Below are 17,888 nucleotides of genomic sequence, written 5' to 3'. Positions count from 1 at the left end.
CATGCAGCCTTTTAGGAAATGTATAAATATATTGGGGATGTAGAATTACAAATAAATATAAAAATGGAGTGTATTCTTTGATACTTAGAAAATCTTTATTACTTTTAGGGATAGGTTCAGCACAAATAGATTTAATCCTTCCGAAAAACACGTATAAATCTGGTGAATGCATAAATGGATATTTCTTGATTAAGGGTGGTACCCTTGCGCAAAGAATAAGGAGGATAGAATGTGATTTAATTATGGATACTCATTCTACCGGAATTGACGAAATCCTTAAAACGAGCACCATTTTGTCTTCAAGAGAGATAAATTCAGGGGAAAGCAATGAAATTCCTTTTAACTTTTGTCTGCCTATATTGAAGGACCCTTATAAGCGAGGGGTTTCTTATCGTCTTAAAACGAGACTGATACTGGATAAAGGGATAATAGGCAAGGATGATGACTGGATTTTCATCGATTCTGAATAAAGTGGAAATGGAGGTGGGAACATGAATATCTTGAAATTTACTGAGCTTGCCATAGATTATTTGGAAGAATTTCTTTTATTGAGGCTTTTTATATTAGCTTTACTGTTATTGGCGGTTTATTATATTTTGAATAAAATGGTTGAATGGTTCTTTAAAAGGTCCAATTTTTTTGATGAGGAAGTCGAAAAAACGATACAGGGGGTTACTCGTTCTTCTCTTAGGTACGGCATTTCCGCGCTTTTCCTTATATATTTGATTGGACAGTTTATAGACCTAAAAGGAATTTTAGCTGGAGCTGGGATTTTAGGGGTCGTAATCGGATTTGCCGCTCAGCAGATGCTTAAGGATATCTTATTGGGGTTCGTAAGGCTTTCAGATAATGAATTTCGAGTGGGGAATTTTGTGACATTCAATGGGACAAGCTCTGGGACGATTGAGGAAATCGGTATCCGGTTCATGCAGATCAGGGAATGGTCAGGAAAACTACTGACAATCCCACATAGTGAAATCAGGACGATTCAAAATTTCAATAAAGGGAGAATGCGTATCATTGAACGCGTTACTGTAAGTTACCAAGAAAATCCTGAAAAGGTAAAACGGCTGTTGGAAGATATATGCCATATCTGTAATGAGAAGTATGGTGAAACACTTCTAAGGCTAGAGGATGGTACACCTGAAGAGGATTTTAGATATATTGGCATTACGGATTTAAATCCGAATCTTAAATATGTTGGTTATGAACTATGCTTAGTGGGACTTGTTAATCCTGAACATTACTTTGAAACAGCGAGAAGTGTGAGGTTTGAAATGATGACTGCTTTATATGAGCATCAAATTATAATGCCTTCTGCCCATTTGCTCGTTCAAGGCAATCCTAATCATGAACGTATTTTGGAGAACTGAAAAGAAGAAGGGATAGGTCATGAAAAATTGGTGGAGAAGATAAACAGAGGGCAGAAGCATTACTAACAGTATTCATTTTAACTTATGGATATTAAAGTGCTTTCTTTTAAAGGAAGTAGATGAAAGTTGATTGGAACGTAGAGAACTTGCTTTCCGTGGGCGGTCCGTCCTCTAAGCATTAACGGCTAGGGGGCTTGGCAGACAGTCGGAGGAAAGGGAGCTGATTTCTGAAAACAAATGGAACTTTTTTTGTTTTAAAAAACGCAGGCAAACTCGCTTATCTTCAAGTTTGTCTACAGTCTGGGCTTTCTTTTAAAGGAAGTCCATTTTTTATACAATACGTCGAAAAACCCTGCCCAAAAAATGGGTTATATTTATGGATTTTACCTTGATTTATCAGATTAAATAGATTATTATGAAATTAACATAAAATGGAAGGGTGACCTTTAAACAATGATCATTTAATCCTATTCTTCAAGAAAAAAATACGTGCTAAATACGAACTTTTTTCTGGATAGGATTAGTCTGTACATTAAAATACAAACAAAGATCATTGTGTTCCGTCCATTAGGGATATTTTGCTCTGTTAATTTTGTATTGTACTGCCTCCTGTCCAGAAATCTCACAGGAGGTTTTTATATTGGGGAAACATACATCCGTAACATTGAGTAATAAAGAGCCTAACATATTTAAAAATCGTGTATTCCGGGCCATTATCTTATCAGGCTTGTTTTTACAAATAGGGATATGGGTACGGAATTTTGCAGTTTTGTTATTCGTCATGGAAAAGACAAACGGGAATGCCTTTGCCATCTCCATGATATCAGTAGCGGAATTCGCGCCCATTTTTATTTTTTCATTTATTGGAGGGACGTTTGCTGACCGCTGGAGTCCAAAAAAAACGATGGTTTGGTGTGATATATTAAGTGCAATATCCGTATTTGCGGTGCTTATCTCGCTTATCTTTGGCAGTTGGAAAATGGTATTCTTCGCAACTTTGATTTCGGCGATACTTTCTCAGTTTTCTCAGCCATCAGGCATGAAGCTATTTAAGATGCATTTGCCAGAAAGTCAAATTCAGACAGGGATGTCTGTTTATCAGACCGTCTTTGCAATATTTATGGTTTTAGGTCCGATTCTCGGTACATTCGCCTTCCAATCATTCGGGATAAACATTTCAATTGCGATTACTGGCCTGGCGTTTTTACTTTCAGCTGGTGCCCTCGCCTTTCTTCCAAAAGATTTTAAACTGGATGAAGAGACCGCAAAAACAACGATATGGCAGGAAATGAAAAGCGGAGTGAGGTATGTGTTGCGAAAAAAGGAACTAAGTTTGCTTGGTTTATGTTTTTTGGCAGCCGGGCTCGGACTTGGTTTCATTCAGCCGCTCTCAATATTTCTTGTTACAGAACAACTGGAACTGCCTAAGGAAAATCTACAATGGTTATTTATGGTAAATGGGTTTGGCATGATTTTAGGTGGAGCCGGGGTGATGATTTTCGCCAAAAAGGTGGCACCTCAAAGATTATTAGCTTTAGGAATGCTTGTGAATGCCATTGGATTAGCGGTAATGGGGCTTTCAACAAATCTTTGGGTTACACTTACAGCCGAGTTCTTTAATGGGCTAATGCTGCCTTGTATTCAAATCGGGATCAATACATTGATATTACAGAGGACCGAAGGCGAGTTCATCGGAAGGGTCAATGGAATCTTAAGCCCGTTATTCACCGGGTCGATGGTGTTGACCATGAGTGCAGCAGGCGTCCTGAAAGAGCAATTTTCACTCGTCGCCATATTTGAAACAGCCGCTTTCTTTTTTATTCTAGGGATGTTTTTCATTTTGCCATTGTACAATCAAAAGACCGAAACAAAACCCCTGGAAATTCAATCGTAATTATCTTGAGTTTGCAAACACCTAAATACAGCTATAGCCATAAGAAAAGCAGCCAATTTTGGCTGCTTTTCTGTATTTTTTCTTCTGCCTGTTATTACATCTGATAAAATCTGGATTTGCAATTATTTTTAGAGTACTGGTAAATGCTAAAAATGGACTTATTAATTTTCAAAAGTCAGGTGAATAAGGAGATTTTATCGATTATTTTGATCAATAGTTTGAGTCTAACGAATGCTTTTAGGGCGTCTTTTCCTCTACAGCCATAGGCGATTCATATGGTGAATATTAACATTGTAACTTACTAGGAATTCAGGTATTATATCAATACAAGCTGTACTGTCCGTATTGATAATAAAGTTTTAACCTTTAAGCTGTAATAGGGAGTTTTATATTGAATCAGGAATGTTATGCCTCGTCACTGACTTGGACAACAGGATTTTTTCTGCAAACACCCACTTTGAGGAGTGGTGGTTTAAAACTTTCTTACTGAATACGGCAATGGCGGCTTATATCTTTAAATGTTCAAACCGGTCTCGTTCTGAGGCCGGTTTTTTGCTGTTTTTCGATTTGTATTGATTATCCTTTCTTTTGAAATTTTCAGTTTGATCAGCCTAAAAAAAACAATGTTGATAACTCTTGCTTATTAAATATTTACTCTTGCTTTGTATACCGGTTGGCATAACTTGAAGCGACGAAAGCGTTGGGTTTGATTTTCGGTTCCACGCCCATGGATTCCATCCTGGCTACCATTTCTTTTACAAATTCACTGGTTTTGTTCCGCTTCCCAATCCCGATATCAATATGCCCTTCCATTGTGAACGTTGCCCCTTGATATACGGCAGGCAGTACAATATCGATTAATTGATTTTTTCTTTCTTCCGTAAACAATGATACGATCTCCTCTGTTAACGACAATTCTTGAGAAATTCGTTCATGCAAATGCAGCATCCTTCTAGGAATCATCACTTTTCTTATACAACCCCAAACACCATTTCCGACCTGCCGTATTACGATGCCCGTAATGAAAACCGTATGCTTTTTATGTACTTGCGAATCTGTACCGACCATTAATCGATAATCACCGGAAGGATTTAATTTCATGAACTCAACAATATGAACAAATACATCTTCAAATGACATGTCTTTTTTCTGAAGGTTTTGAAATGGAATGTTATGAAATGGATATTGCGTCATATTATTGCACCCAACCTTTCCCCGGATATAATCAAATTATTAATTATCTCATGCCGCTCATAACACATCATATGAAGGGGGTCATTGTTTCGTGCGGTGGGAAGTACCCGCACCTATAGACTGCAGTCAACAAAAGTTAATCTCGCTGAATAGCTATCACCTTAAGTTTTAATTGTTCTATTTTAAACAAAAAGACTCTAGGTAAAAAGTGTTCTACCCTAAAGTTAAAACAAAGTTGATTGGAGCGGGTGTACGAAACTCCTGCTAATAAAAGCACGTCCAATGGAGACACCTCGCAGGCACAATGGCTCCGATGGCGGACCGCCTGCTGAAAGCGAAAATTAATGGACAAATTAAACTCTGTAAACAAACTCAACCATAGAAGATGATAGTGTTTATATTGTTTTATAAAAATATAGATGGCCCGCTGCTCTGGATAGTCTCTTAGACTATCCATTTTTTCTTTCCGGAGCTTTGAACTAAATTCCCCTGACGGATTAATTGATAAATATTTCCAAAACAAATATAATTTTCAGTAAAGGAATACCTTTATCAATCGAAGTGAATGTAAACGATTTCAATGATGCACAAATGAATAAAGTTATTGGGGAAGGGTTGGCATTTTTATGAACAAATTATCTGTTGGCGTTTTTACCTTTATGCTGTATTTTGTTCCCTTATCAAGTACTTCACCTGGATCAGCGGAAGTAAAACCAGATTACAAGCTTTATGTAATGGCCCCATTGGGCGAAATAACAAATTGGGAGGAATTTGAGGCACAGTTAACTCAGTTGAAGGAAAATGGAGTTTATGCAATAACGACAGATATTTGGTGGGGATTAGTCGAGAGTAAAAAAGATAATCAGTTTGATTGGTCCTATTATAAAAAATATGCGGAAACTGTGAAAGATTCCGGTTTAAAATGGGTGCCCATTTTGTCTACACATCAATGCGGCGGTAATGTGGGGGATGATTGTAACTATTCCATCCCGAGTTGGCTCTGGAATAAAGACACTCTAGAAAACATGGCATTCAAGAGTGAAAGTGGTTTCTGGAATAAGGAGGTACTTGCTCCTTGGTGGGAAGGTACAGCCGATCAGTACAACGAATTGTATAAATCCTTTGCAGAGAACTTTGCTGATAAAAAGGATTTAATAGCTAAAATATATTTAAGTGCAGGACCAGCTGGGGAACTACGATATCCCTCCTATCAAAATGCTGATGGCTGGGATTATCCTGAAAGGGGACAGCTTCAAGTTTATACAGAAGGAGCGAAACGGGACTTCAGGCTTACCATGAGGGAAAAATATTCAACGATAAAAAAATTAAATGCTGCGTGGGGAAAAACGTATAAAAACTGGAATGAGATACAGCCGCCAGGAAACGGGGATAAATTTTTCACCAGGGGCGGAGCAATCGATACACAATTTGGATACGACTTTATGCAGTGGTATCAAGGAGCACTCGAAAAGCATCTTGCAAAAATCTCTAAATTCGCCCATAAACATTTTGATGAAGTCTTTGGCGTGCCAATTGGAGCTAAAATCTCAGGAGTACATTGGAAAATGAATGATCCAGTACTGCCGCATTCAGCAGAGTATAGTGCAGGGTACTATAACTACTCCCAATTATTGAATCAGTTTAAGAAATCGAATATGGCCCTCACGTTCACCTGTTTGGAAATGGGAGATCAAGACGCACATACTGCACCATCCTATAGCGCACCAAAAACGTTGGTTACCCATATCGCCTCATTGGCCAATGAAAAAGGAATTTCTTTGAATGGGGAAAACGCACTCCCGCTTATCAACAATGAAGGGGGCTTTGACAATATATCAGAAATGGTTTTTAACCATGATTTTGATGGATTTACCTTGCTAAGGATGTCCTATTTATTCGACGATGAAGGAAAACCAACAAATGAGTTCAGGATGATGGCTGATAAATTGAATGGCATGTCGATTCCAGTTACATTCACAGTTGAAAATGTACCTCCCACACATGGAGTTTATTTAATTGGGGATAGAGGCGAAATTGGCAGGTGGAATCCTGAAGATTACGAATATAAACTCACTCAAAGCACTGAAGGCAGCTGGAGTGGAACATTTCGTTTAGCCGCAGATCGGTTTTATGAATTCAAGTTCGTCCTGAAAGATGAAAATGGCCATATTACTTGGCAAGATGGGGAAAATAATAGGTATAAAACTCCTTTGAATGGAGGAGGAAACTATAAAACTTCATGGTAGATGAAGAAATGGTGTCTTTCATTTTGCAAGCCTAACGGTTTCTATCTAAATATTTAAAACCCTCAAAAAAATATTGCAGTTGATTTCAGAAATCCGCTCCCTTCCCGCCGACTGTCAGCTAAGCCTCCTTGCCGCAAAGCGTCTGCGGGGTCTCGGCTAGCCAGTTTTTCGGCAGGAGTGTCGCAACTTTCTTCAATCTATTAAAGGTTTCATCCATTTAAATTAGTAAAAAAACAAGAATGATAACTAAGTTTATCTTTAGAACATGGTTGTGAGAGAATTTTTAATATAAAGTTGATCGGAGCGGGTGTTCGAAACTCCTGCGGGAATATCGTTTACTCCAAGGAAGACTCCACAGGCGAAAGACCGCACTCGGAAAGCAAGTGCCTGAATTTTACAGAATGACTAACTATGTAGGACTTGTGGGAAGAATATAAGGAATGGAAAGTCATCACAAGTTAGGATCATTAGCACTGACCGCAATATTTGAGGGAATATTATTTTAAGTCTTAAATGATCTGTACTTACATTAAATAAAACAAGCGGACAATTTTTGAACCAAACAACAAGAAAGGGAGGAATTGAAATAAATGAAGACAATGATTACATGGACAGGGGAAATGGCCTTTTCTGGCACAACTCCGTCGGGACATGAAATAAAGATGGATGCATCAGAAGATGTAGGAGGAAAAAATAGCGGAGCAAGACCCACTGAGTTACTTTTGCATTCTCTTGCCGGGTGCACAGGCATTGATATTGTAATGATTTTAAAAAAGATGCGATTTGAAACAAAGTCCTTTCAAATAGAAATAGAAGGGGCACGATCAGAAAATCATCCTAAGCGATTTACCGATTTTCATATCCATTATTTATTGGAGGGTGATCTGCCTGAAGATAAAGTGGTCCGTGCCATTCAATTATCCAAAAATACGTACTGTTCAGTATATCATTCATTAAATGCCAACATTAAAATCAGCTATTCGATAAATGGTGTAAAAGGAAAACAAGAATTATAATTTTATACATTTTTCATTTAAAAGTACAGCCTTCATTTCATAAGCAAATGGAGGCTGTTTTCGACTGGTATTGACATCCTTGTTCATGGAATCATCTATACCAAAACGTTCAAAACTCAGAAAATGATCCCTCTACATGTTAATCCTAGGCGTATTCTTAAGAAAAAATCATCTCCAAAATTCCTTTTCCAGGTAATAGTACTCCATTTTTCGGAAGGAGAGGGTTTATTTAGTCAGCAAGTAATCAAAATGTAATGGTTTGTCATTGGAATGCCCTTGATGTTAGGAGTTTATCGATATAAACTTTAGATACTATTGAGGAGTGGATAAGTTGAAAGAGATAACCATTGACAAATTAATTTTTAAAAATCATTTATCGATGATTGAACAATACTCATTGAAAGATTTCATGTTTAAGTGGCTCAACAGCCCTGAAGAAGGATTGGATGATCTTCTTCCGCTTACATACACAGATCAAGTTTTTGCAAAAATGGAAACGACATTGGAGACAAAAATAAAGATCCACGGAGAAGAAACCTTCAGATATGTCACCATTACGGAAGATAACCAAATTGTAATAGGGTGCTTGGACTCTAATCAGGAGTTAAAGTTTAGAATTGTTTCCCTGGAGGAGCGTTTGAAAAGCTACTAAACCTTAGACTTAGCATTGTATACTTTTTAGAGTTGAATCATATGTTCAGATAAATAAATCAAGACCGTTCCTGTTTATTAGGAACGGTCTTTTTAAGGTGTTATTATTTTTTTATCACGTTAAGAACAGCGTCAATACGATATAAGATTGTTCCCGAAAGTAAAATGAAATTCATACCTTTTGCCAGTTGAGCGAGTAATTCTATAAATTCGTAATATTTTTTGGATTAATTTAACAAATTTTAAACGAATATTGATTTGTCTTAGTGTAATATATAGTAATGAAGTCAATTAAAACACTTGGGGGGAATTGAGTTGAGCGAGACGTTGGCAAGTTCATTAAAAATGCTTTTGAAAGAAACGTTTGAAGGACCGGGAAATGGAGGGAGCTATTATACTGAATCGAAACCGAATACCGGGGTTTTTGGTACACTTGATGGTTTAACCGCAGAAGATGCTTCGCGTTCCATAAATGGATCAACCATTGCTGCTCATTCTGACCACATCCGGTATTATTTATGGGTGATCCGAACAATGATCAGTGGTGCAAACTTCGAAAAAGATTGGGACGCAAGCTGGACCATTCATCATGTTGATGAGGTGAAATGGGCGGAAATAAGGGAGGGATTACATAAAGAATATGTAACTCTTCTCGAAGAAATCGACACAATCGATTTAGGAAAATGGCTGACAAATGTAAATGCGACCATTGCCCACTCGGCTTATCATCTTGGAGCGTTACGGCAAATGTTAAAAAGCCTTGAAATAGAAAAATAATTTACAATATTGAGGGTTTGCAAAATGATTGGACCGATTTGCACCTGTGGGGTCTCCTTTGGACGCGCTTTCCCCGAGAGAGTCTCGTACACCCGTTCCAATCAACTTTGTTAAAAAATTAGATGAAATGGTCCCATCCCGAAACATGATTTTGAAACAAGCCTAGGAGTTCTTAATGTTTTTTCCTGTAATCTTTATTGGGTTGTAGAAATTTGCGATACTCCGGTTTCATATACCTGAATGAAGTCGTTATTCCTTCATGTTAATGTCGTACCGCATATCACTCCGTTATTCTTTGCCCCTTCAATTCCTTAAGCCTGTCGTTTGCCTATTTTTTTACGTTCTTGCTCAGCCACATATGAAAACAGAGTTAAAAATTGGTCCACCAATAACTTTTCAGTATCACCCATACCTCTGGATTTCCTACCAACAAAAAGTGCCTCATTTTCAGTACCACAATTTCTGCGTTCAAATCTCAAGTAATGTACTTCCATGCTCGAATGATACCATAGTAATCTATACCCAATCTGTCTATTGAATTAAGGAATAACAAATCGCCTTCGCTAATGTGTTAAAGAACATTTCCTCATAAACTAACTTTTTTACATAAATAAACCAATATTGTTAGCTGCCATTTTTAAAATTGAAAAAGCTCGTTTTTCGGCAAAAAATCAAAATCCAGAACGGCAGCTTATTAACCGGCCTCTATTTCAGGGGCTCTTACTAATGGAGGCAGCTTAGTTGTGAAAGGATTTAATAAGTTTGAAGCTTAATCTATTGAACAATTAATTAAAAAAGGAACCTATACCTTGATGATAGGAGAATAAAACAAATACGGTCCTGTCAATAATAAAATTGACATGACACCAATTAGTGTCATATAATAAAAGACACCAATTGGTGTCCAATTAAAGGGGGGGGGGATTTTGAACGAGAAAAATCAAGATCGTGATATTTATGTAGCCATCGCTGACCCAACAAGACGTAGATTGCTACGTTTGTTGGCGGACGTGGAAGAATTGCCGCTCAATGGGATGACCGTTCATTTTGAAATGGGTCGTACTGCGGTTTCAAAGCATTTGGCAATCCTTAAGGAGGCTGGTCTCGTAATCAGCAGAAAGGTCGGCAGGGAAACGCGTTATCGGCTGAATGCTGCCCCGTTGAAAGAAATTGAGGATTGGGTATCGTTTTACAAGAGATTCTGGAGCGAAAGAATGTTGCTTTTAAACCAAATATTACAGGAGGAACAAAAAATGACTTTAACAGTATCACAAGATTTTAATTTTAAGAGCCCGATCGAGAAGGTATGGCTCGCCTTAACAGATGCAAATACTCTTGCGAAATGGGTAATGGCTAATGATATTAAACCTATAGTTGGCCATAAATTTCAGTTTCGGAATGAACAGTGGAATTTAATTATAGATTCCGAAGTTCTTGAAGTGGAGGAGCCTTATAAGTTATCTTACACTTGGGTAGGTGGTGGGATAAACACTACAGTCACATGGACATTAAAGCACGAGGACGGAACAACTTACTTACATCTTGATCAAGCAGGATTCGAAAAAGAAGATCAAGCGTTCAATGGTGCGAAATATGGTTGGGCGAAAATGGGCGAAGATCTTAAAAAAGTGTTAGGGGAAATGTAAGACCAAACTTTTGAACCTGTTTATTAGTATTTAGCTAACGTATAGGAAAAAGCAAACTGCTCGGAAAGAGGCGTGTTCCGTGATGACAAATAGTAAAAGGAATCCTAAGGTTGATGAATTTTTGAGTAAAGCCAAAAAGTGGCAGGGAGAATATGAGACGTTGAGAAATATCGTTCTCGACTGTGACCTGACCGAAGAATTTAAATGGATGCATCCCTGTTACACGTTTGAGAAAAAAAACATAGTTTTAATCCATGGATTTAAAGAATATTGTGCGCTTCTATTTCACAAAGGTGCTTTGTTACAGGATACCCATGGGATTCTAATCCAACAAACGGAGAATGTACAGGGGGCGCGCCAGATTCGGTTCACCAATGTTCAAGAAATAGTTGCAGCGGAAACCATTCTGAAAGCCTATATCCATGAGGCCATTGAAGTTGAAAAAGCCGGTTTGGAAGTGAAGTTTAAAGATAATACAGAATTCATAGTTCCAGAAGAAATTCAAAATAAATTCGATGAAATCCCTGCTTTGAAAAATGCTTTTGAAGCATTGACCCCGGGACGGCAAAGAGCATACATTCTTCATTTTTCTCAACCCAAACAATCCAAAACTCGAGAATCAAGAGTTGAAAAATGCATGCAGAAAATTCTCAATGGAAAGGGATTAAAAGATTAATATTTCATTGAGAAAATATATTAATCAAGTTTAAGACCTTACCTCACTTTGCGATCAGCAAACCTCTTTTTTGGATCGCAGTAACCACTCAATCAATAATCTAAAAATGGACACCATAATTATTTATGACTACGAAGATTATCCTGAAATCGTTAGTGGTCGCTGTGACAATTGCGGTTAAGCTCAGTTTGAATGTTCGGTTAAGAACTACGTATATATCCGTAAATGCAGAGAGTGTGGGATGAAGAAATTGATTTAACCCTATTAAGAAAGAAGTAAAATTAGTTAAAACACAACAGCTTATAGATTGGATCATCTACATTACCAATATTCCCCCTTTTAGCTAAGAACTTGCTATAAGATACCCCTAAAAAAAGCAATGTATCTCAAGTTCGAGAAATGCATTGCTTTTTTTCCTTTTGCCCGTACCTCTGTGTGATCTGTCTGTTTTCACATCCATGAGTTGACTTTATTGTTGAGGAAGGTTTAGGGCTGTATTTGCTGTATTTATATCAACTTGTAATTGTTCACTTAAATCATGTGGATGATAGTAACCTTTTGAAATCATATAGTTACTTATCTCTCCGTGTCTTTCTACAGCGACACGAAGCTGTTCTCTTAAGGCTGCTTTCAATTCAGGTGTTTTTGTTTCTGTAATGGCAAATGCAATATTTCTAATTCCTGATTTTGCGGATATTAAGAAGTCCGTTGCAATCACCTGATCAGTCATGCCACTCATACCCGCCATATTTTGTAAAAAATTCGTCATTACTGTTCCCCTCGATTCGTCAGGATTTCCTGCAGTTTTTGAATATCTTGTGTCCCAGTGCTCATGTCTTTTAATAGAATATTTTGTAGTTCTGTATCCTGCACTAAGCTGCTCATTGTAGAGGACTTTGTTAGACAAAGACTCTTGAAGGTTAAAATTTCGTGCGCCTCTAAAGTTTCATGCAGTCCTAAATTTTCCGTCATGATTTTTCACTCCGTTTCTTTGAGAATTCACTTATATATCTTTCGTAATACAAAAGTTTTTATACATCATCATTTGCAAAAGTAACGTGTATTTTGCGAAATAAACTACCTATCGGTCAATAATCCGTATAACAAACAGATGAACTGGGAAAAGTATTTTTGTTATATAGATTAGGGAGGTGGACGTATGGAAAATGAAAGCTTGGCATTTCATGAAACCATGGAAACGCATGAAATTTTAAATTTTAAAACAATAGGTTTAATGAGATCAAAATTAATGCAAGGAATTTGCTTTGACAATGACTTAAAAGCATTAATGGAAAAAGACGTACAACAATCTATAGCTGCTATAAACGAGCTAAAGGGTTTTTATACAGAAGCCCGAACAAACTATGAAAAATGAGGTGAAATTTAAATGGAAATGGATTTTTTAGATCCTCAAGGCGCTGAACATATGCCGGAAATGGCTGATTCCTCTTTCGCGCTAGATTTTTTACTCTCTATCAAAAGTGGGATTCATACTTATGGTATTGCATTATCTGAAACAGCGAATCCCGCATTGAGAAAAGCATTGTACCAGCAAATGGAGCAATCTATTGATTTACATGGTGAGTTATCCGATTTAATGATCAGGAAGGGCTGGCTTTATCCGAACGACGTAGGTAAACAGGTGGAATTAGATTTGAAATCAGCCGATATGGCGGTTAGTATCGCTGGGATGAATCTTTTCCCGAATGATACTGACAGACTCGGCATGTTCGCAACGCCGAATAAATAAAGGAGGAAAAGCATCATGAAAGCCGTAACTTACCAGGGCAATAAAAATGTACAAGTTAAAGAAGTTAAAGACCCTAACATCAAAAATTCGGATGACATTATTGTAAAAGTCACTACTTCAGCGATTTGCGGCTCCGATTTGCACTTAATTCATCAATTAATTCCCAATATGCCTACAGATTATGTGATTGGTCATGAGCCGATGGGGGTTGTTGAGGAAGTAGGACCAGGGGTAACTAAGTTAAAGAAGGGAGACCGGGTCATTATCCCTTTTAACGTTAGCTGCGGGAGCTGCTGGTATTGCGACCACGACCTTACAAGTCAGTGCGATAATTCAAATCCTCATGGGGAAATGGGTGGTTTTTTTGGATACTCAGAAACAACTGGTGGGTATGCGGGCGGGCAAGCTGAATATATGCGTGTTCCTTATGGAAACTTTACCCCTTTCAAAATCCCAGAAGACTGCGAGGTAGAAGATGAAAAATTGGTGTTGCTCGCTGATGCAGCATCCACAGCATTCTGGAGTGTAGATCACGCAGGTGTTAAATCTGGCGATACGGTTATCGTTTTAGGCTGTGGTCCTGTAGGTTTACTTACTCAAAAATTCGCTTGGTTAAAAGGGGCGAAAAGAGTGATTGCTGTCGACCATCTCGATTATCGTTTAGAGCATGCAAAAAGGACGAATAAAGTCGAAACCGTAAATTTTGCACAATATGAAAACACTGGCGAATACCTTAAAGAAATCACTAAAGGTGGTGCAGATATCGTTATTGACTGTTCCGGGATGAGTGGCAAAATGACTCCGATGGAATATCTTGCATCGGGTCTTAAATTACATGGGGGAGCCATGGGAGGGATTGTAATTGCGTCCCAAGCTGTGCGTAAGGCAGGAACCATACAAATAACAGGCGTTTATGGCGGCCGTTATAATGGATTCCCCCTAGGAGATATTTTCCAAAGAAACGTGGATATTAAAACCGGACAGGCTCCTGTTATTCCTTATATGCCCTACCTTTATAAACTAATATCAGAAGGAAAAGTAGATCCTGGCGATGTTGTAACCCATGTACTTCCAATTGACCAAGCAAAGCATGGGTATGAAGTATTTGATACAAGGACAGATGGATGTATTAAAGTGGTCCTTAAGCCATAAAGATGGTTATTTTCATTTGGAAAAATAGATTTTACAACTATGGGTATGGACTATGAGTAAGAAGGGAAGGCATCAAACCCTTTTTTTAATTTTTTGGAGTAATTTTTACTTCTGTATGAAATACGCATAGAAGAAGATTTAAGAAAAGTGAACACCCCTGTCTTGAGAGCTACATTTACCTTATTCAAATTAAGCACCAGAAAAGACGATTTTGCCCACGTTAAGGGAAAATCGTTTTTTTTGGTGCTCTAAGCTATCTTTTTTTCAAAGAGGTTTTTTTCATTAAGTAAAACCCACGATTTACAAAAACTATAAGTGGCAAATTAGTTATAGGGTTTTTGTTTTTTTACTTTTTTCGTTTGAATTTATCACATTTACTTTTCTTTTCTTTGGAGATCAAAAGCAGAAAAGGTTATAGCAGTAAGTGAATTCATTCTGCGAATCATTCGGCATATACTCTTTTCTAGTAAAATCCCTAACAATTGTGATAGGGATTTTAGTTCGTTATTTGGATTTTGCAAATGTTTTTTAAAAAAATTCAAATCCAATCGATCCATCATCTTTCAAAACAAGAGAAGCATCAAAAGGCTTCTTTTCTTTTGCCTTTGGTTTCATCCCTATGATCACACTTGTTTTCTTTCTTGGTGCATAAATCTTTCACATGTTTTTCTGTCAATTTTCTTTAAGCATTTGAAATGGGAATGTCTGTTTACACCCACTTGCATATTCCGAGCATCCAAGTAAAATGAAATGTGATCAAAGCGGTTACGATGACTGATATCCGAAGCAGATTATCCTCGATAGCTTCCAAGTATTATCTCTTTGTCCTCTCCAATAAACGATCTATGGAATCCTGTATATGACTGGAGATTGCAATCTCGGCCCTATATACGTCCCTTGTCCGGATAGCCTCAATGATTTCCATATGTTCCGAGGGTGCGTCTTTTTGGTCGATCTCACCTTTGACATGATAAAACCGCCCTATATGAAGATGGCAGTGCATGCCTTTATACGCTTCGTATAAAAACGAGTTTCCTCCAGCTTTCATGATGGCATGGTGAAATTGTTGATCTAAATGAGTGAAATCAAGTATTTTTTTGTTGGAAGCACCTGTGTTTGTGGAAAACATCTCATCTGTAAGCGCGGCCATTTCTTCCGTCACGCTTACATTATTTAAGCGAATCATATTCCGGACCGCATGTGTCTCCAGTAAAATCCGGGCCTCTAACATTTTCGCCATATTTTCCGCATCTAATATGTCACTGACACGATACCCCTTATTCGGTTCCAAAACGACCAAGTTCTCGGAATTAAGACGAGACAATGCTTCTCTGAGAGGTATGGCGCTAATGTTGATTTCCCGGGTTAAATGGCTGATATTGATTTTTTGGCCCGGCGATAAATCCCATTCAAAAATCTTTTCCTTTAATAAATTGTATACATATTCCGTTGTCTCTCCGCGTTCTTTTTCCTTTATCATCGAAATGCCCCTAACTTGAAAAAATTCTATGAGAAAAAGTGTTATTGCATATTGATGTAACAACTTAAATTATAACTGAAGCAACTTACAGAGTGTTTGCCCTATCAATAAGATAAGGCGAATCCATATTGATATCAAGAATAGACAGTTTGGAAGGAGACCGAATAGTCTGTTGGAAAGTTGCAAAAATATATCTTCCTTACCGATAATTATATATGATATTTGATATATTTTGGAGGGATTATATATAAAATTATTAAATAATTATGAAATGTTTAATCTATATTTATTATTTTTTTGTTTAAAATACTGTTATATCAACATTTATAAAAAATACACTGAATATTTTTAATTTTAAATATTTACATAATTGTATATTATGTGATATATTTTCGGAAACGATTACATATGATTTTTGAAATATATGATAAACAGTTTATTAAAGAGCATTGATAGGCAGACAAAATCATGAGATTTAAATGAAAGCGCTTTAAGTGTTTTCCTGATTGAATTTATTCCATCTATTAGCAGAAATAACTGTGAAGTGAAAAAATGTGATTGTAATTTTTCAAAGGAGGAATCTTCAATGAGCATATCGCTTAGTAGAAAAAATGCATTTTATGGCCATTTCATAAATGGGCAATGGATATCCGATCAACATACAATCGCTGTTATGAACAAATATAACAAAGAAGAAATTGCCCAGATTGGCAGGGCATCCCGCGAAATTGTTTCTGAAGCGGTGACCAATGCCTTGGAAACCTTTAATACGAGAAAGCTAGATTCCGATCAACGCTACGAGATTTTAATGCGTGCAGCGGAAATCGCGAAAGAAAGAAAAGAAGAGCTGGCGATGATTCTGGTTAAGGAAGTCGGTAAAGTATTGAAGGACGCCAGAGGGGAAATCGATAGAGGGATTCAAACGATGATTGCATCAGCGGAAGAAGCAAAACGGATTGCCGGTACGGGAGTTCCTTTGGGACAATCTGGAAACGACAATAAGATGGCTTTCACCATCCGAGTTCCTGTTGGAGTTATCGGTGCGATCACCCCGTTTAACTTCCCGTTCAATCTCACCATCCACAAGGTGGCTCCTGCGTTGGCAGCGGGAAATGCAATCGTGTTGAAGCCAGCTGAAATGACGCCGCTCATTGCATGCAAGATAGCAGAAATCTTTTCCGAAGCTGGATTGCCCGCAGGTTTCCTCAATGTGGTCAACGGGTTTGGGCAGGAAACAGGTCAATACCTTTTGGAGGATGAACGAATTGCGATGTTCACTTTTACAGGGAGTCCCGGCGTAGGCCGGCACATTAAGAGCAGTACGGGAATTCGTAAGGTTACCTTGGAATTAGGGAATAACTCCCCAAATATCATTCACAAGGATGTCCCTGATTTAGACAGAGCAGTTGAACTCTGTGTCACGCGGGGGTATGTGAATGCAGGGCAAGCCTGCATCTCTGTGCAGCGCATCTACGTTCATAGAGATATCTGCGATGTGTTTGTGGAGAAGGCAGTCAAGGTGGCACAGGGCTTGAAGGTCGGAAATCCTGCAGATCCTTCCACGGACATTGGTCCCATGATCTCCGAGAAGGAAGCAAGGCGTGCGGAAGAATGGATTCAGGAAGCTGAGTGTCTAGGGGCCAAAGTGGTATATGGAGGAAAAAGGAGGGAATCGATCCTGGAACCTACTATATTAATAGATGTGAAACCGGAAATGAAGGTAGTCTGCCAGGAAGTGTTCGCACCGGTGATCAGCATCATTCCTTTCGATAGCATCGAGGAGGCTTTCTGTCAGGCTAATGATACGAAGTTTGGCTTACAAGTTGGTTTATTTACATCCGATATCACTTTAGCCATGCGGGCAACACAGGAACTTCATTTTGGCGGTGTGATCATCAATGATGTTTCTACATACCGTGCTGACATCATGCCGTATGGCGGCGTGAAGGACAGCGGAATTGGCAAAGAAGGACCGCATTATGCCGTGCAAGAGATGACAGACGAAAAACTTGTCGTCATCAATCTTTAGACTT

The 17,888-nt window shown here is 38.1% G+C and carries 19 protein-coding genes, 1 other RNA gene and 1 pseudogene; 15 read left to right on the top strand and 6 right to left on the bottom strand.

Annotated features, from left to right (window positions below; translation table 11 throughout):
- Positions 1-77: 77 nt before the first annotated feature.
- The 4 genes from ACQKFG_RS23440 (at position 78) to ssrS (ending at position 3,779) form a co-directional block, all read left to right on the top strand.
- Positions 78-470 (top strand): sporulation protein, encoded by a 393-nt coding sequence (locus tag ACQKFG_RS23440; protein ID WP_349728446.1) that lies wholly within the window; start codon positions 78-80, stop codon positions 468-470.
- Positions 471-491: 21 nt separating this feature from the next.
- Complete coding sequence (locus tag ACQKFG_RS23435) at positions 492-1,373, top strand: mechanosensitive ion channel family protein (RefSeq protein ID WP_349728447.1); 882 nt, start codon at positions 492-494, stop codon at positions 1,371-1,373.
- Positions 1,374-2,013: 640 nt separating this feature from the next.
- The gene (locus ACQKFG_RS23430) at positions 2,014-3,267 is read left to right on the top strand and encodes an MFS transporter (protein WP_427563323.1); all 1,254 of its coding nucleotides are present in this window, start codon (positions 2,014-2,016) and stop codon (positions 3,265-3,267) included.
- Positions 3,268-3,592: 325 nt separating this feature from the next.
- A non-coding RNA gene (gene ssrS / locus ACQKFG_RS23425) (6S RNA) lies at positions 3,593-3,779 on the top strand.
- A 139-nt stretch (positions 3,780-3,918) separates the two neighbouring features.
- Here the strand turns inward: ssrS and ACQKFG_RS23420 are convergent.
- The gene (locus tag ACQKFG_RS23420) at positions 3,919-4,461 is read right to left on the bottom strand and encodes a ribonuclease H-like YkuK family protein (RefSeq protein WP_192204854.1); all 543 of its coding nucleotides are present in this window, start codon (positions 4,459-4,461) and stop codon (positions 3,919-3,921) included.
- Between the two features lie 626 nt (positions 4,462-5,087).
- Between ACQKFG_RS23420 and ACQKFG_RS23415 the strand changes: the two genes are divergently transcribed.
- The 4 genes from ACQKFG_RS23415 (at position 5,088) to ACQKFG_RS23400 (ending at position 9,151) form a co-directional block, all read left to right on the top strand.
- A complete protein-coding gene (locus ACQKFG_RS23415) occupies positions 5,088-6,707 on the top strand; it encodes a family 14 glycosylhydrolase (RefSeq protein WP_427563321.1) in 1,620 nt (539 codons plus the stop codon).
- Between the two features lie 590 nt (positions 6,708-7,297).
- Complete coding sequence (locus tag ACQKFG_RS23410) at positions 7,298-7,723, top strand: OsmC family protein (RefSeq protein ID WP_349728452.1); 426 nt, start codon at positions 7,298-7,300, stop codon at positions 7,721-7,723.
- Between the two features lie 331 nt (positions 7,724-8,054).
- The gene (locus tag ACQKFG_RS23405) at positions 8,055-8,375 is read left to right on the top strand and encodes a hypothetical protein (RefSeq protein WP_342615765.1); all 321 of its coding nucleotides are present in this window, start codon (positions 8,055-8,057) and stop codon (positions 8,373-8,375) included.
- A gap of 314 nt (positions 8,376-8,689) precedes the next feature.
- On the top strand, positions 8,690-9,151 hold the full coding sequence (locus ACQKFG_RS23400) for a hypothetical protein (protein ID WP_427563318.1): 462 nt from the start codon (positions 8,690-8,692) through the stop codon (positions 9,149-9,151).
- A gap of 311 nt (positions 9,152-9,462) precedes the next feature.
- Here the strand turns inward: ACQKFG_RS23400 and ACQKFG_RS23395 are convergent, their stop codons facing one another.
- On the bottom strand, positions 9,463-9,630 hold the full coding sequence (locus ACQKFG_RS23395) for a hypothetical protein (RefSeq protein WP_427563316.1): 168 nt from the start codon (positions 9,628-9,630) through the stop codon (positions 9,463-9,465).
- Positions 9,631-10,077: 447 nt separating this feature from the next.
- Between ACQKFG_RS23395 and ACQKFG_RS23390 the strand changes: the two are divergent.
- The 3 genes and pseudogenes from ACQKFG_RS23390 to ACQKFG_RS23380 all read left to right on the top strand — a co-directional run.
- Positions 10,078-10,311, top strand: a pseudogene (locus ACQKFG_RS23390) (metalloregulator ArsR/SmtB family transcription factor); the annotation flags it as partial.
- A 93-nt stretch (positions 10,312-10,404) separates the two neighbouring features.
- Complete coding sequence (locus ACQKFG_RS23385) at positions 10,405-10,797, top strand: SRPBCC family protein (protein ID WP_228467692.1); 393 nt, start codon at positions 10,405-10,407, stop codon at positions 10,795-10,797.
- Positions 10,798-10,879: 82 nt separating this feature from the next.
- Entirely contained in the window at positions 10,880-11,473 is a 594-nt protein-coding gene (locus tag ACQKFG_RS23380) for a YdeI/OmpD-associated family protein (protein WP_427563314.1), read from the top strand.
- Between the two features lie 469 nt (positions 11,474-11,942).
- On the opposite strand, the gene ACQKFG_RS23375 is transcribed toward ACQKFG_RS23380, so the two are convergent.
- Together ACQKFG_RS23375 and ACQKFG_RS23370 are read right to left on the bottom strand one after the other, a co-directional pair.
- On the bottom strand, positions 11,943-12,242 hold the full coding sequence (locus tag ACQKFG_RS23375; protein ID WP_342615764.1) for a spore coat protein: 300 nt from the start codon (positions 12,240-12,242) through the stop codon (positions 11,943-11,945).
- The gene (locus ACQKFG_RS23370; RefSeq protein WP_192204848.1) at positions 12,242-12,445 is read right to left on the bottom strand and encodes a hypothetical protein; all 204 of its coding nucleotides are present in this window, start codon (positions 12,443-12,445) and stop codon (positions 12,242-12,244) included. Before ACQKFG_RS23370 ends, ACQKFG_RS23375 begins: the two co-directional genes overlap by 1 nt.
- 187 nt (positions 12,446-12,632) lie before the next feature.
- Between ACQKFG_RS23370 and ACQKFG_RS23365 the strand changes: the two genes are divergently transcribed.
- Genes ACQKFG_RS23365 through ACQKFG_RS23355 form a run of 3 tightly spaced genes read left to right on the top strand, consistent with a single transcriptional unit; the run spans position 12,633 to position 14,375 of the window.
- Complete coding sequence (locus ACQKFG_RS23365; protein ID WP_056519692.1) at positions 12,633-12,848, top strand: hypothetical protein; 216 nt, start codon at positions 12,633-12,635, stop codon at positions 12,846-12,848.
- Positions 12,849-12,860: 12 nt separating this feature from the next.
- A complete protein-coding gene (locus ACQKFG_RS23360; RefSeq protein WP_048682441.1) occupies positions 12,861-13,223 on the top strand; it encodes a spore coat protein in 363 nt (120 codons plus the stop codon).
- Positions 13,224-13,238: 15 nt separating this feature from the next.
- Positions 13,239-14,375 (top strand): zinc-dependent alcohol dehydrogenase, encoded by a 1,137-nt coding sequence (locus tag ACQKFG_RS23355; RefSeq protein WP_057215463.1) that lies wholly within the window; start codon positions 13,239-13,241, stop codon positions 14,373-14,375.
- A gap of 528 nt (positions 14,376-14,903) precedes the next feature.
- Here the strand turns inward: ACQKFG_RS23355 and ACQKFG_RS23350 are convergent.
- Together ACQKFG_RS23350 and ACQKFG_RS23345 are read right to left on the bottom strand one after the other, a co-directional pair.
- The gene (locus ACQKFG_RS23350) at positions 14,904-15,002 is read right to left on the bottom strand and encodes a hypothetical protein (RefSeq protein ID WP_427563311.1); all 99 of its coding nucleotides are present in this window, start codon (positions 15,000-15,002) and stop codon (positions 14,904-14,906) included.
- A 187-nt stretch (positions 15,003-15,189) separates the two neighbouring features.
- Complete coding sequence (locus ACQKFG_RS23345) at positions 15,190-15,855, bottom strand: GntR family transcriptional regulator (protein ID WP_192204844.1); 666 nt, start codon at positions 15,853-15,855, stop codon at positions 15,190-15,192.
- Between the two features lie 586 nt (positions 15,856-16,441).
- Between ACQKFG_RS23345 and ACQKFG_RS23340 the strand changes: the two genes are divergently transcribed.
- Positions 16,442-17,884 (top strand): aldehyde dehydrogenase family protein, encoded by a 1,443-nt coding sequence (locus ACQKFG_RS23340; protein ID WP_427563308.1) that lies wholly within the window; start codon positions 16,442-16,444, stop codon positions 17,882-17,884.
- The last annotated feature ends 4 nt before the right edge of the window (positions 17,885-17,888 follow it).

This window comes from Peribacillus sp. NPDC076916 (assembly GCF_050269675.1).
Taxonomy (GTDB): Bacteria; Bacillota; Bacilli; order Bacillales; family DSM-1321; genus Peribacillus; species Peribacillus aracenensis.
This window is presented reverse-complemented; position numbering and strand designations above follow the sequence as displayed.